Annotated in this window: 9 protein-coding genes; 8 read left to right on the forward strand and 1 reads right to left on the reverse strand. The window is 53.7% G+C overall.

The genetic code is table 11. The features are described 5' to 3' along the window. Positions 1 to 60 precede the first annotated feature (60 nt). Positions 61 to 1,482: a TolC family protein gene (locus SD425_RS19875; RefSeq protein WP_324671768.1), complete on the forward strand. Its 1,422-nt coding sequence runs from the start codon at positions 61 to 63 to the stop codon at positions 1,480 to 1,482. 48 nt (positions 1,483 to 1,530) lie between these two features. On the opposite strand, the gene SD425_RS19880 is transcribed toward SD425_RS19875, so the two are convergent. After that, positions 1,531 to 2,691, reverse strand: a complete 1,161-nt coding sequence (locus SD425_RS19880; RefSeq protein WP_324671769.1) for a zinc dependent phospholipase C family protein — start codon at positions 2,689 to 2,691, stop codon at positions 1,531 to 1,533. A 711-nt stretch (positions 2,692 to 3,402) separates the two neighbouring features. On the opposite strand from SD425_RS19880, the gene SD425_RS19885 reads away from it, so the two are divergent. From SD425_RS19885 to SD425_RS19915, 7 genes are all read left to right on the forward strand, one after another. After that, positions 3,403 to 3,972 (forward strand): RNA polymerase sigma factor, encoded by a 570-nt coding sequence (locus tag SD425_RS19885; RefSeq protein ID WP_324671770.1) that lies wholly within the window; start codon positions 3,403 to 3,405, stop codon positions 3,970 to 3,972. A 241-nt stretch (positions 3,973 to 4,213) separates the two neighbouring features. Beyond that, positions 4,214 to 5,245 (forward strand): FecR family protein, encoded by a 1,032-nt coding sequence (locus SD425_RS19890; protein WP_324671772.1) that lies wholly within the window; start codon positions 4,214 to 4,216, stop codon positions 5,243 to 5,245. A 75-nt stretch (positions 5,246 to 5,320) separates the two neighbouring features. After that, entirely contained in the window at positions 5,321 to 8,716 is a 3,396-nt protein-coding gene (locus tag SD425_RS19895; RefSeq protein ID WP_324671773.1) for a SusC/RagA family TonB-linked outer membrane protein, read from the forward strand. 17 nt (positions 8,717 to 8,733) lie between these two features. After that, positions 8,734 to 10,266, forward strand: coding sequence for a SusD/RagB family nutrient-binding outer membrane lipoprotein (locus SD425_RS19900; protein ID WP_324671774.1), 1,533 nt, complete (start codon positions 8,734 to 8,736; stop codon positions 10,264 to 10,266). A gap of 80 nt (positions 10,267 to 10,346) precedes the next feature. Next, entirely contained in the window at positions 10,347 to 11,975 is a 1,629-nt protein-coding gene (locus tag SD425_RS19905) for an alpha-L-fucosidase (protein ID WP_324671775.1), read from the forward strand. An 11-nt stretch (positions 11,976 to 11,986) separates the two neighbouring features. Further along, positions 11,987 to 14,308 (forward strand): family 20 glycosylhydrolase, encoded by a 2,322-nt coding sequence (locus SD425_RS19910; RefSeq protein ID WP_324671776.1) that lies wholly within the window; start codon positions 11,987 to 11,989, stop codon positions 14,306 to 14,308. A gap of 6 nt (positions 14,309 to 14,314) precedes the next feature. Continuing rightward, the gene (locus tag SD425_RS19915; RefSeq protein ID WP_324671778.1) at positions 14,315 to 15,631 is read left to right on the forward strand and encodes a gluconate:H+ symporter; all 1,317 of its coding nucleotides are present in this window, start codon (positions 14,315 to 14,317) and stop codon (positions 15,629 to 15,631) included. Positions 15,632 to 15,751: the final 120 nt, after the last annotated feature.

Below are 15,751 nucleotides of genomic sequence, written 5' to 3' on the forward strand. Positions count from 1 at the left end.
ACAAGGGATAGAACAGCCGCAGCCAGGCATCCGCCACCCCCCTCCCTACTTACTTTGCTAATGGCCCTTTTTACGCTTCGTCTTAGTATTATTTCCTCTTGCTTGCTCTTACTGACGCCTTTGGCCCAGGCGCAGCAACAAAATCAGTTAGCTAAGCCCCAAACGGTAGCTGATGCACCACCGCTCTCCTTACAAGATGCTATCCGGCTTGGCTTAGAGCACAACTACAATATCCGGCTCTCACAAGCCGACCAGGAAATTGCCCGTAACAATGTGACGCGGGGTAATGCAGGACAACTGCCGATTGTGGATGCTAGCTTCACGCGCACCTACAACCTGAACTATTCGCGCCAGCAAACTGGCGAAAACGCACCTAGTGTGGTACGTGGCGGACACTCCAATGCGCTAATAGGCAATGCCGGCGTGACTTGGACGATCTTCGACGGCTTTGGGATGTTCATTGCTTACGACCGGCTGCGGGCGCTGGAGCAAAGCCAGCAGCACCTCACGCGCGCCACGGTGGAAGAAACCGTAGAAAACATCAGCAATGCCTATTACGATGTGGTTCGTCAGTCAGGCAAGATCAAATCGTTAGAAGAAGCCCTCGTGATTGGTCAGCAGCGTATCGACCTGACGCAGGCGCAAGTAGATGTAGGCGTGAGCGCCAAAGTGGAAGTGCTGACGGCCCGAGTCGACTTCAACGCCGACCGTTCCCTTTTGATCCAACAGCAGGAGCTACTGAGCACGGCAAAAATCAACCTTAATAACCTGCTTGGCCGCACAGCGACAAACGATTTCAGCCCCGCTGACTCTATTGTCGTTGAGCGAACCCTCAATCAGGAGACGATCTTACAAGACATTGCCGCGCGCAACCCGCGCTTGCAGCAAGCGCGGGTGGGCGTGCAAATTGCGAACTACGACCGCCGCCTAATTCGGGCGAACCGCTTTCCGCAGCTCGACCTCAACGGAAACTACGGCATCAACCGCAACATCAACAACAATGCTATTGTAATCACCCGGACCAACAACACGATTACCACGAGCGTTACGACGAACACAAACCGCGTATACGGTCCGAACTACGGTTTCACGATTGGTTTGCCGGTGTTCAATGGCTTCAACAATCGCCGATTAGAGCAAAATGCTCGCGTGCTGGAGGCTCAAAGTCAGTTGGTTCTGGAGCAAACCAACCTCAACCTAGGTACCGAAGCGGCACAGGCTTTTGCTCAATACCAGAACCGGTTGCAGCTGCTCCAACTCGAAGAAGATAACATTACCCTAGCTCGCCAGAACGTAGCCATTGCGCTAGAGCGCTACCGCCTTGGCCTGCTCACGCCCTTGGTGCTCCGCGAGGCGCAGCTCAGCCAGATTGCCGCCGCTACGCGCTTGCTCGATATTCGTTTTCAGGCCAAACAAGCCGAGCTAGCTTTGCGGCGCCTCAGCGGCAATTTGGTCCAGGAAAGCGTCACTCAGCGGCCGTAAGTACCTAGCTTTAAGTAGTTCTTGCGTGTGTAACGAACTGTGCTGCTATCAACCGCCGGCCGGTACGTGCAGCCTGCGTAAGGAATTGAGCGCTTTCTGGGTCTCACGGACGGTGTTAGCTTGCTTCTCGTCTTCCGCAGCTGGGGGCTTTGCATCTTCGAAGAAGCTCAGAATATTCTTGCGCAACTCAGGCTTTATGTTCTCAAAGTTGTGCTCAGCTAGCTTGCGCACTAGCTCACCATAGGTTTCGTCAGCCAATGGGTACTCCCCTACTTTGGTCGCGTGCCCGGTGTCGAAATCGTAGTTTGGCAGCTCCGGTGAATTGCCCTTGGCCGTAGCATTTTGTTCGCGCTGTAGGGCCTTGCAATAGTTTTCCATCACGTCGGCAAAGCTTTGCTTGAAAAACTTTTGCGCTTCAGGCGTGGGCAACCGAAAAGCAAAGGGCTTCAACGGGCCAATCTTCGGCAGAATCCCGATGAGTTTTGAGGCGGCACGTGCGCCAAAACCCGGCTTTTCGTAGGTCACACCGTATTCGCGACGAAACTGCCGCGGACTTTGATGGTACACGTAGTCGCGCCGACGGGCCCGTGGGTCTAGCTTACGAATTTGCTTGCGTTCAGCATGCCAAGCGGCGCGGGCGGCCGTCGGAATAAGTTGCTGCACCGCAAAGCGAAAACTTCCTACCGACAAGTCAACGTTGAAAACAACTTGACCTAGCTCCAAGCCATACGTCTTGTAAAAAGCTCTCTCGAGCACTGGCTTGCTTACCTGAAAGCCAATGAAATCATGGTAGTTATCGGAACGGTAGCGGCCAGCCGCGAGCTGTACCACGTCAAAAGCAAACTCCAGCTGCGTATGCTGCTTAGGCGCTTCCTCATACGTGATGAAATTTCCAAACTTGGCTGCCAGTTCAGGATACACCGACGCCATCGCCCGGTTGGTTCCTTCGGAGTGGCCCTTGATATCGGCTACGTAGTGCGCCAGTGCCCCGAGGGCAAAAGCGTACTCATTCCGGTCGTGCGCCTCATCGAGCAGGTTACGCACCAAGTCGCCACTGCGCACATAATGAGCTAGGTTCGTAAATAACTGGGAGCCAAAAGGGTAAAACCCCATGTCCTGGATAATAGAACCGCCATACGCGTACGATTTGGCTTCTTTCCACTGCTCTATAGTGGCGCCGGGGTAGCGTTGATTTAGTAAGGGTACCAAGCATCTACGCCAACACGAGTCAACGTTAGCTTGGTGCGTGAGCACAGAATAGGCGGATGCTGAGCTTGGCGCAAATACCAGCCAAGCAAAAATCCAGAGCAGTCGTTTTGACATGAAAGTTTGAGCAGAACGGGTGTGTGTAGCTTTTACGCCTTCAGTAAATGAACTCGTCAGGCGAAAGGATGTATCCCCCTTGTATAAGGAAATTGCTATGCTTACGTGAAAGCATGTGCAGAGTTGTAGCTCAACAGCTACTTCTGTCTGAGGTTCATCTATCGCCCAAAATTGAGCAGCAATAGCCACTTTGGATTGTCTTGCGTCGGCTTGCAAGCAGGGCTCTAAGAACGTTATGGTCCTCGCACAGACGATAAAGGAGCAGTACCCGAATAACAGCTACTGAACTCTATCTATGCTGTCAAATGCCTACGCTATTGTTTTTATACAATGCTGATAACTACACCAGTAAAAGCAATAGAGCAGGCGAAATAATACTTATAAATCACAATACTGGGCGAGCTTTTCTATTTTAACAATAATAAATAGCACCAACTTTTCTAAAGTTTGTGTATAGTTGTAAAATAGAGTCTTGCCGACTGCAAGAACTCCTTTCCGCTCTTTACTCCTTGTGCTTCGAACCTATATACTCACCTAGGTTCATAGAGCAACTCACTAGCCACACCTGTTCGCCTTACACTTGGTGGATAATTTAATATGTCTACCACCGAAGAAACTTTATTACTGTGGGAGTCATTCAAACAAGGCGACTGGAATGCGTATACCCAATTGTATAATTTGCATTTCAAGCTATTAACCAACTATGGCTATAAATTTACAAAAGATATTAGCTTCATTGAAGACGCTGTACAAGATCTATTCATAAAGCTGTGGACAAATAAAGAAAACCTAGGCAGCCCTTTATCAGTTAGAAATTATCTATACAAAGCGCTCCGCAGCATTCTTTTCAGAAAGATGCAGGCAAGATCTCGATTTACAGAAATCCAAGACAAAGACCCCTTACCTTTTGAAGTATCATTCGATCAAGTATTGATTAAAACCGAAGAAGAAAGAGAACTGAGCATAAAAATTAAGTCCGCAGTAAACGCTTTACCAGCCAGACAGCAAGAGATAGTTTTCTTACGGTTTTACGAGGGATTTAGCTATCTTGAAATTGCTGATATTATGGAAATCACAATAGCTTCTACTTACAAACTATTATATAAAGCATTAAACTCTATAGAATTTATTTTCGCTACTTCTACACCCAATAATAAACCAATATAAATACGTAATTACAATAAACTCACTAATACACTGGGCGTAAACTCACCAAAGTAATTGCAAGGGACGTCTAATTTTAGAAGCAGGTAGCTTCTTCCAAAGCGCAGCTTTCGGGCAGCACTCAAGGCATCGATGCTACCTCATCTTACGCTAGTGTTACGATTTGTTTAAAATTTTTCGCTGACGAAGGGATAATCGGAATACCCTGGGGTATATAAGTAGTGATTAGCACGCTTAGCGCCACATGGATTTCAGCAAATACGCTTCGTTTACAGCCAAAGACTTTCTGGAAGATGATGACTTCATCAATGGGGTGCTCAACCCTACTGATGAGTCTGTTCGCTTTTGGAAGCAGGTAGCCGAGCGCTATCCGAATCAACGAGAGGCTATTGCGCAAGCAACCAGCGTTATCCGAGGCTATCGGGCGCAGGACACCTTCACAAATGAGAGCCGTCAGGCGGAGCTTTGGAAGCGCATCGAGGCTGAGGTGGGGCCGATATCCGCGCAACCCAGGGTTATTCAATTGCCAACCCGCCGCATACCGGCTCTGCTACGAATTGCGGCCGCGGTGTTACCCCTCGGCCTAGGTTCCCTCTTTTTCTGGTACAACCAAGAGCAGCATGTTGAAACGGCCTTCGGGGAAATAAAAACCGTCGAGATGCCCGATGGTACCCAGGTGCTGTTGAATGGCAATTCGTCGCTGACGTACCAGCGAGGCTGGGGCAAAAACTCTCGGGAAGTATGGCTGAAGGGCGAAGGTTTTTTTCAGGTGACGCACCTAAACAAAGATTCAACTCATATTAAACCCGGTGAGCATTTTGTCGTGCATTGCAACGACCTCAATATTGAGGTATTAGGCACAACCTTTAACGTAAGTAACCGCCACGCGAAGGTTGACGTGGGATTAGTGACTGGCAAAATCAAATTAACTACTGCTGTAGCTACTAAATCAGCCGCCTCCGTGGTGCTAGCTCCGGGAGACTATGTAGAATACGCAGCTAAAACTATCTCTGCAAAGAAGAAGCTAGATCATCCCGAAGACCTAATGACTTGGTCTAAACACCAATTTATTTTCAAAGATGAAAAGTTAGATAACATTCTGAAAGTATTGGAAGATACTTATGGATACCATATTGAATATTCTAAAACTACTAGCCGAGAACTAAGAATTGAAGGCGAAATAAACGTCACAGGGGTTCAAGAACTCTTGCAGACTATTTCGGCCTCCTTACACGTGAGTATTTACCAGAATGGAAAGCAGATAATTGTCAACTAACCCTTTCAACCTGAATGCATGAGAAACTTTGACTCAAGAAGTTCCTTTAAGTGGTACGCACCGTTGCTAATATTTATGTTGAAAGGCGCGCCTGGCAACGCGCAATTTGCGCTAGCTACGAAGCCGAACTCAAGTAGAACGCTTTATAAAACGCAGGGTGAACAGCCGGCAACTGAAACCAGAAAACCGTTAAAGGAAGCCATCGATAATCTGAAATCGCATTACCAGATTCAGATTGCTTTTAAAAAGGGATTATTAGATAATAAATTCTTACCAACGGCGCTAGACACAAACAACCTAGCGGGCACTGTTGAAAATGATTTAACCAAGCTCGTAACGACGTTTAATTTAAACGTTAAAAGGATTACGGATAAACAATACGTCATCTACCAAGCTGACCCGAAAAGCGCGGCCGATGATGTTGTAAAGGGTAAAGTGGTGCTGGAAGATGGAGCCGGCGTGCCGGGTGCTACAGTGGTCGTGAAAGACACGAAGCTAGGCACTGGCACCGACGGCGACGGCAACTTTAGCTTGACGCTACCCGCCGACTACCAGGGTAAGCCTGTTACGCTCGTGGTTTCCTTTATTGGCTATGCGAAAGTGGAACTGAACGTGAGCGACCGTTCGGCGCCCGTCACGGTCAAGTTAGCTAAGAGCAGCCAAAACCTGGAGGAAGTCGTGGTGACGGCCTTGGGTATCAGCAAGCAGAAGCGCGACCTAGGGTACGCCGTGACCGAGGTGAAGGGCGAAGACTTGGTTCAGGCCCGCGAAAATAACGTAGCCAATGCCTTGACCGGCAAAGTGGCGGGCGTAAACGTAGCGGGTATGTCGACGGGACCGGGCGGCTCTAGCCGAGTAATTATCCGCGGCAACGGCTCCTTATCGGGCTCGGCCAACAACCAGCCGCTGTACGTGCTCAACGGCATGCCTATCGACAACTCCGTGCCGGGGCTAGCGCCTACGGCCAATGGCGGCGGTAGCAACGTTGACCGGGGCGACGGCATTGCTAGCATCAACCCCGATGATATTGAGTCGATTACGGTGCTAAAAGGCGGTACGGCTGCTGCCCTGTATGGCTCCCGCGGTGGCAATGGCGTTATCCTGATTACCACGAAAAAAGGCCGGGCGCAAAAGGGTATTGGCGTAGAATATAACTCCACTGCTACGCTCGAATCCATTTCTGTCTTTCCCGACTTCCAGTACGAATACGGACAAGGCGATGGGGGCGTAAAACCCACTACCCTCGCCGCGGCCCAAGCTACTGGTCGTCGGTCGTGGGGCGCTAAAATCGACGGCTCGACGGACTACGTGGGTGTTGATGGGCAGACGCACCCGTACGTTGCGCAGAAGAACAACCTCAAGAACTTCTACCAGCAAGGCAGCACCTTTACCAATACGGTGGCTTTGACAGGCGGCACGGAGGCCATTGCTTACCGCTTTTCGCTGGCCGATCTGCGCAGCAAAAGCATCTTGCCGGGTACCACGTATAACCGCAAAACCGGCAACCTCAACCTGAACGGTAAGCTCAGCCCTCGGCTCAGCTACGAGGCCTTGGCGCAGTACAACATCGAAACGGCGCACAACCGGGCCAGCGCCGGCGACGCCACAGCCAACCCTAACTGGTCGCCGTACATGATTGCCAACACGGCCGACGTGCGGTGGCTCAACCCCGGCTACAATGCCAGTGGCAACGAAACCGTGTGGAACGATGCCAGCGTGGCTACCAACGGCTACTTCGTTATCAACAAATTCAAGCAAGACGACCGCAAGAACCGGTTTATCGGCCAGGGCTCCATTAGCTATGAAGTAGTTAAGGACCTGGTGCTTAAAGGCACCGTCAGCCAAGACCACTACGATTATAACTACTCGAACGTCACCCCCACGGGCACGCTGTACGCTCTGACGGGACAGTACGTAGGCATCAAATCGGATGTGAGCGAAACCAACGGGCTAGCTACCCTCACTTACCGCAAGCAGATCAAGGAAGTGGGATTATCCTTCCTGGGCGGGGTAAACAAGCGGCACTCGGAGCTCAACGAACTCGATCAGGCGGGCACCGGATTTACCATCCCCTACTTCTACAGTTACAACAACCTAGCTTCGGGTACTACCCTCGCGCTGGCCCAGAAGCAGGAAGTTAATTCCGCCTTCGGCTCGATTGATTTCAGCTTCAAGAACTTACTTTTCCTGACGGTAACCAGCCGCAACGACTGGTACTCTACGCTGAGCACGAAGAACAACAGCCAGTTTTACCCGAGCGTCAGCGGCAGCTTCATCGTGTCGGATGCCCTGCCGCTGCCCAAGGCCATCAACTTGCTCAAATTGAAAGGTGCCTACGCCCAAGTCGGGCAGGGCGCGCCAGACCCGTATGCAGTAAACCTCACTTACAGCAACGTACCTAGCTCCGACCGTCCCTTGCAAAACGTGAGCAGCAACACGGCTGGCTCGGGCATTGCCGGTATCACGAATGCGAACCTAGGTCCGGTGCTGTCAACTACTTCAGAAGCGGGTATCGAAGGCCAGTTGCTGGATAACCGCTTCAATTTCGATCTTACCTTGTATAACCGCGTGACGGATAAGGACATCATTAACTCCACGATCAGCTCCACCTCCGGCTACAATAGTGTTTACCTGAACGCTGGCAAAGTGCGTAACCGCGGTATCGAGGCCTTAGTAGGCGGCACACTAATAAAAGCGTCCAACTTCTCCTGGAATGCCAGCTACAACCTCGCCTACAATGAGAATAAAGTATTGCGCCTAGTCGACGGTATCACCTCCATCAACCTAGCTTCGACAGTCGGTAACTGGGGCAACATCAACAACATTGTAGGGCAATCGGCTTTCGAAATTGTGGGCACCCGTATTCAAAAGGATGCGAACGGCAACACGGTTTTTGATCCGGCCAGCGGCTTTCCCGTGGCAACAGGGTTGCAACCCTTGGGTAAAAGCGTGGCCCCGCTCACCATGGGCTTCAGCAATGACTTTCGCTACAAGCGCTTGTCGTTGAATGTGCTGCTCGATGGCAAATTTGGCAATAAGGTATTCTCCATCAGCGAGGTGTACGAAACTCGGCTGGGGTTGCTAAAATCGACGCTGCCGGGTCGGGAGTCAGGTTTGCAGCTGCGCGGCGTCACGAAAACGGGTGACACCTACGAACGCGTGGTGCCGGTGAGTGGCCTGCGAGGCTACTATGACAACTACAAGAACTACTCGGAGCTGTTTCTGCACGACGGCAGCTTTATCAAGCTGCGCCAGGTGATTCTGGCTTACAACCTGCCGGCTTTCCACATCAGTGCGCTCAAACTGCAATCGGCGTCCATCGCCTTTGTGGCCCGTAACTTACTCATCCTCATGAAGCACACCGATTTCGACCCCGAGCAGAGCTTCAGCAACAGCAACTACCAGGGCTTGGAGTCTATCGGCTTGCCCCGCACCCGGTCATACGGCCTGAACCTGTCCGTTAAATTCTAACTCCGGAGACGACAACCATGAACAGACTTCTATCTAAATGTGCTCTCTTGGTCGGTGTTGGGCTGCTAGGATTTACGGCGTGTACCAAGGACTTCGAGGAAATCAACACCAACCCTAACGCTATTGGCACCATCACGCCAGAGTATGTCTTCACAAAGGCTCAGTACGACGGAGTGTCCAACATGCTGAACTCGCTGCTGGGCACCATGCAGTACACCACTAGCTTCAACGACGTGTCGGGCTTCGGCTCCAAGTACATTGCTAGCCAGGTGAATACCTCGTCGGCCTCATTCAGCTCTGCCTACCCGAATGCGTTGAATGAGATAACACTGGTAATCAATGCTGTAAAAGACGACCCCAACAAAGTAAATCTGCTGGCAGAAGCTAGGATCTGGCGAGTGTACTGCTACAGCCGCCTAACGGATCTGTACGGCGACATTCCTTATTTCCAGGCCAATCAAGGCTACACGGAGGCGAAGTACACGCCCGCTTACGACGCGCAGAAGGACATCTACGCCGATATGCTGAAGGAGCTGGACGAGGCAGCCACCAGCCTAGACCCCGCCAAATCCACCTTCGGCGTGGCCGATTTGATGTACAACGGCAACCCGGTGCAGTGGAAGAAGTTTGCGTACTCCATGATGCTGCGGCTCGGCATGCGCCTGACCAAGGTAGATGCTGCCGCTGCGCAAACCTGGGCCACGAAGGCGCTGGCCGGCGGGGTTATCACCGAAGACGCCGACATTGCCAAGGTAACCTACCTAGCCAGCGGCCAGATTATCAATCAGAATCCGCTGGCGTACTTTCTGTGGATCAACGACTACATCGCCGCCAACGGCAACACCAACCAGGAAGGCGGTAAGTACCAGGATGTCTTCATCAACCACCTCAAAACGACTAAAGACCCGCGCCTAGGTGTCGTCTCGGTGGTGTACACCGGCGGCTCGCCGAACCGCACTGACACGACCTTTGTCAAGCAGCAAGGTATGCCGGCGAACCTAGGTGCCAAGCCCGCCAACTTTGCCCAACTCAGCGAGCCGAACCCCAAAACCGTGCTGCTGCTCAACTCCCCACGGTTGGTCTTCACCGCCGCCGAGTCATACTTTTTACAGACAGAGGCAGCGCTACGAGGCTGGTCGGGTGGTTCGGCCAGCACCTTGTACAGCAACGGCGTGAGTGCGGCCCTGCGGCAGTGGTCCATCATCAGCCTAGGTTCCAGCGACGGCACGTTGTCGAGCCGGCAGATCACGACCTACGTGAACAACAACAAGCTAGTGGCCAACGGCTTCGACCAGCAGATGCGGCAAATCTACACCCAATTCTGGGCCAGCATCTTCCCCGATGCGCAGGAGGCCTTTGCCAGCTACCGCCGTACCGGCTACCCCGCCCTGACCCCTAACAACTACCCCGGCAACGCCACCGGCGGGCAGTTTCCGCGGCGCTTTCTGTATCCGCTTTCCGAGCAGAACCTGAACGCCAACGCGTACGCCGCAGCCATTGCCCGGCAAGGCCCCGACAACCTGCTGACCCGCGTGTACTGGGATAAATAAACCGTTCCCTTCGCGCTACATACCTAGCTTTTACTTCCGGTAGAACGTGCGCGTTCTACCGGAACACTTTACGCCCCGAGATGATCAGAAAAGTACTTGCTTGCTTATTCTTAGCACTCTGCTCCTACGCCGCGCTTGCCCAAAATGACGTGGTGAACGATGACGAGAAAAGCAGCTTCAACCTCAACAAGCCCGAGCGCGAGCAATGGCTGAAAAACACCGGTGCTGGTCTGTTTATTCACTTCAGCGTCGATGCACAGCTAGGTGTCGTCATCAGTCACTCGCTGGTGGGCGCCTCCGACGATTATGTGGAGCGCTACTTCAAAGAACTACCCAAAACCTTCAACCCGAGTAAGTTTGACCCTTATCAGATAGCGGTGCTGGCCAAGCTAGCCGGCATGAAGTACATCGTGTTCACCACCAAACACCACTCGGGCTTTTGCATGTGGGACACTAAAACCACCGACTTCAACATCACCAAAACGCCCTATAAGAAGGACCTACTGAAGGAGTTTGTGGACGCGACCCGCGCCGCAGGACTAGACGTTGGGTTCTACTTTTCGCCCGAAGACTTTTACTTCCTGCACACCAACAAGCTCCCCATCAGTCGCGACAATGTGAAGCTGGACGCGGCTCTGGCCAAGAAGTACGAAGACTACAACCGCCGCCAGTGCGAGGAGTTGATGACCAAGTACGGCAAGATTGACGTGTTCTTTATCGACGGCGAGCCTAAGGAAGTGGTAAAGGAAACCTGCTGGAAGCTTCAACCCAATCTGCTCATCACCCGCGGGGCTATTAAGACGCCGGAGCAAACCTTGCCGGGCACACCTATCACGCAGCCGTGGCTCTCGCCCATCACCATCGGGACGGCGTGGCAGTACCAACCCACCAACGAGCGGTATAAGTCGGGTGGTCAGCTGATTGACTTGCTGGTGGAAGCCCGCTCGAAAGGTGGTTCTCTGCTCTTGAACGTGGGTCCGAAACCCGACGGTGCATTGCCGGAAGAACAAGAGGGCCGCTTGCGCGAGCTAGCTGCTTGGTACTTCATCAACCAAGAGTGCATCGACAGCACCAAAACCTGGGTGGTAAACAAAGAAAACAACATCCTCTTCACCGCCAAGGGCAACGCCGTGTACGCCATCGTGACGGAAGTGCCCGACTGGAAGGAAGGGGAACGGAGAACCTTTACCTTGCACTCCGTGAAAGCCCAGAAGAATACTGCTGTGAGCTTGCTAGGTCAGAACAGCAAGATTATGGAGTACAAACCCAACCTCGACGTGAGCTGCACTTACAAACAGACAGCCAACGGTTTAGAAGTGTCGGCGGTGAAAGCCCAGCGCATCTACGACGACCACCGTTGGCCGAACGCCGTAGTGCTCAAGCTAGACAACGTGTCGCCTGCTATGACCGAGGCCGTGACCGTGGAAACTGGTACGGCCAAACCGGCCACGGCTGGCTATGCCCTGAGCGGCCGTTTGTACAACTTCAAAGGCAAAAATGTGACGCGGGCTAGGTTTGCCTACCGCGCCTACCGCGGCCGCGTGGAAACCTTGTACGCCGACCCGTGGAAATATTCCAACTGGGTAAATGTTGGCCCTGACGGCCGCTTCAGCACGAGTGTAAAAAACTTAAAAGGCGCCTTCGAATACAAAGCCGTGGCCGAGCAAAGCGGCGTAGCGGTAGAAGGCGACAACAAGTCCTTAAACTAACAGCAGCCATTTTGCAGCGAAAACCACTCCTAGGCGCGAGACGATGGGCTAGCTTGTTCCACCTAGCTTTCTGCTGTCTAGCGCTAGTTCGGGTGAGCGGGGCACAACAGGCTACTGCCAAACCGGTGCTGCCGCTCATTCCGCAGCCAGTGCAGGTTTCGACCAACCAGCAGACGTTCACCCTTACGAGTCAAACCGGGCTGTTTGTGGGCAAAGACATTGCCCCGAGTAAGGCGACTTCCTTTCAAGAATACGTGCGGAAGGTGAGCAGCATCAACCTCAAGCTAGCTAAGCAAGCGGTTGATAATACCATCTCCTTGCAGCTCGATAGCCTCACGGTGACGCAGAAGGAAGGATATAAGTTGGTCGTCGGCGCGAAGCGGATAACCCTGACGGGGCACGACGAAGCAGGCGTTTTTTACGGTTTGCAAACCCTTAGTCAGCTCGTCAAACCTAGCTCGGCGGCCAGTGTGCAGCTGCCCGGCTGCACCATTACCGACTACCCGCGCTTTGCTTACCGCGGCATGCACCTGGATGTGAGCCGGCATATGTTCCCGGTCAGCACGCTGAAGAAATGGCTAGATGTGTTGGCCTTTTACAAGATCAACACTTTTCATTGGCACCTCACCGACGACCAAGGTTGGCGCATTGAAATCAAGAAGTACCCGCGCCTGCAAAGCGTGGCGGCTTACCGCAACGAAACCCTGATCGGCCACAAAAGAGAGCTGCCGCACCGCTTCGATGGGAAGCGCTACGGCGGCTACTACACGCAGGAGGAGGTGAAAGACATTGTACGCTACGCCGCCGAGCGCCACATCACCGTTATCCCCGAAATCGAAATGCCCGGCCACGCCTCGGCGGCGCTGACGGCCTACCCCGAGCTAGGCTGCACGGGCGGGCCGTACCACACTGCCACCTTTTGGGGCGTGTTTGATGATGTGTATTGCGCCGGCAACGACGCTACCTTCACCTTCCTGACGGGTGTGCTGGACGAGGTAGTGGCGCTGTTTCCCAACTCTTACATCCATATCGGCGGCGACGAGTGCCCGAAGACACGCTGGCAAGCCTGCCCGAAGTGCCAGAAGCGCATCAAAGACGAGCACTTGCGCGACGAGCGGGAGCTACAGAGCTATTTCATCCGGCGCATCAGCCAGTACCTAGCTTCCAAGAACCGGCAGCTCATGGGCTGGGATGAAATCCTGGAAGGCGGCTTGGCGGCCGGTGCCACGGTGATGAGCTGGACCGGCGAGCAAGGCGGCATCGAAGCGGCCAAGCTAGGTCACCACGTCGTGATGACGCCCGAAAAGCAGGTGTACTTGGATTACTACCAGTCGCTGTACCCTGCCGATTCGCTAGCGGCAGGTGGCTACACGCCCCTCAGTAAGATCTACCGCTACGAGCCCGTGCCCGCCGTGCTGACGGCCGCGCAGGCCCGCTACGTGCTAGGCGTGCAAGCTAACGTCTGGACCGAGTACATGCCCAACGCGAGCAAAGCGGAGTACATGATGTTTCCCCGCCTACTCGCCCTGGCCGAAATAGCGTGGTCGCCGAAAGCAACGCGCGACTACAATTCGTTCTTAAGCCGCACCCGCGCCCACGATCAGCGGCTACAAGCCATGCACGTAGCGCCCGCCCGCAGCTACGATTGGATAACGGATTCCACCTGGGCCGGCCAGAACGGGCTTCCCATGCTTCGGCTTAACTCTACAGCCAAGGGAGAAATTCGTTTTACCACCGATGGCAGTGAACCCACTAGTCAAAGCCAACGGTACCAAGCGCCTTTGCTCATTGAGAAAAGCAGCTTGGTGAAGGCCGCGGTATTTGAGGGAAAGACCCGCGTGCAACCGGTCTATAGCAAGCAACTGACTATTAGCAAAGCCACTGGCAAACCCGTCATGTTGGCAAACCGACCGGCTAGCAACTACAACCCCGGTACTACTTGGGCTCTGGTGAACGGCGTGGCGGGCAGCAACCGCTACAACGACGGTCAATGGTTCGGCTTCAGCGGCACGGACCTGGTGGCGACCCTAGACCTAGGTTCTTCGCAGCAGATAAGTAACTTGGGCGCCAACGTACTGAACTATCACTGGCAAAAAATGTGGGCGCCGACTGAATTGGTGTTCTCGGTTTCGACGGACGGGGTGAGTTACCAAGACGTCTACCGGCAAACCCAATTTCCGGTGAACGGCATCAACCCGGTGCGCGCCACCATTGCGCCTGTGTCAGCTCGCTACGTCAAGATCAGAGCGGTCAACCAAGGTACGATTCCCGCCGGCGAGTACGGCGCGGGCGGCAAGGCCTGGCTGCTAGTCGATGAGCTGCTTGTAAACTAAGACTACATGACCCTAGCTATTGTGCTGCTCTGCATTGTCGCCCTTATCGTCCTGATATCGGCCTTCAAGATCAATGCGTTTACTGCCTTTCTGATTATCTCCCTGCTTGCCGGCGTGTTGCTGGGCATGCCGCTGGCCAACATTCCGAAGTCCATCGAGAAAGGCATCGGCGACACGCTCGGGTCTTTGGTCATGATTCTGTGCCTAGGAGCCATGCTGGGCAAGCTGCTCGCCGAAAGCGGGGCCGCCCAGAAAGTAGCAGCGGCGCTGATGCGGGCGTTTGGTCCCAAGTACATTCAGTGGGCCATGGTGGTCGCGGGCTTCGTGATTGGCATTCCGCTCTACTACGGCGTCGGTTTTGTGCTCATGGTGCCGCTGATCTTCTCCATCGTGTACCAGTACCGGTTGCCGGCCATCTACCTAGGTCTGCCCATGCTCTCGGCCTTATCCGTCACGCACGGGTTTCTGCCCCCGCACCCTTCGCCTTCGGCGCTGGTGGTGCAGTTTCACGCCAACATGGGCCTGACGCTGCTCTACGGCCTAGCCGTTGCCGTGCCCACAATCATCGTTGCCGGGCCACTATTTGCCCAAACCTTGAAAAAGATCGAGGCGCACCCGCTGGAAACCTTTGTCTCGATGCCTGCCGCTACGGCTCACGAACCAGGCACGGCCAACAGCTTCTTCACGGCCTTGCTTCCCGTGCTGCTGCTGATGGTGGCGGCGCTCTTTCCGTTGCTGTCCAACAACCCGCAGTTTCATAATGTAGTGACGCTCTTTGGGCAACCTTCCGTAGTGATGCTGCTGGCCGTGGTCTACGCCACGTACTCGCTCGGGCTCCGGTCGGGCCGCAGCATGACGCAGGTCATGACAATTTACGGCGATGCCATCAAAGACATCAGCATGATCTTGCTGATCATTGGAGCATCGGGGGCGCTCAAGCAGGTGCTCACTGACAGCGGCGCTAGCAACGAAATAGCCGGCTTGCTCCAACACGTAGCCTTGCCGCCGCTGGTGCTCGGCTGGCTCATGGCCGCCATCCTGCGAGCGTGCGTGGGCTCGGCCACCGTGGCAGGCCTCACCACAGCCGGCCTGATCGGGCCGTTGCTAGCCCAAACCCACACCAACCCCAACCTGATGGTGCTAGCCGTAGGCGCGGGCAGCCTGATGTTCTCGCACGTCAACGACTCCGGTTTCTGGATGTTCAAAGAGTATTTCAATATCAGCGTGAAAGACACCCTGCGCTCGTGGTCCGTCATGGAAGCCTTGGTCGGCACCGTCGGGCTCGTGGGCGTTTTAGTTCTGAATGAGCTTGTTACCTATTGAGTCAGTGAAGCCGAATAGAAATCAGACTTTCGACCAGATCAGATCGTCATGCTAAGCCTGTCGAAGCATCTCGCGTGCTTCGACAGGCTCAGCATGACGTCCCTTTTATTTTTGAATATA

The sequence above is a fragment of the Hymenobacter sp. GOD-10R genome, from assembly GCF_035609205.1.
Classification (GTDB): domain Bacteria; phylum Bacteroidota; class Bacteroidia; order Cytophagales; family Hymenobacteraceae; genus Hymenobacter.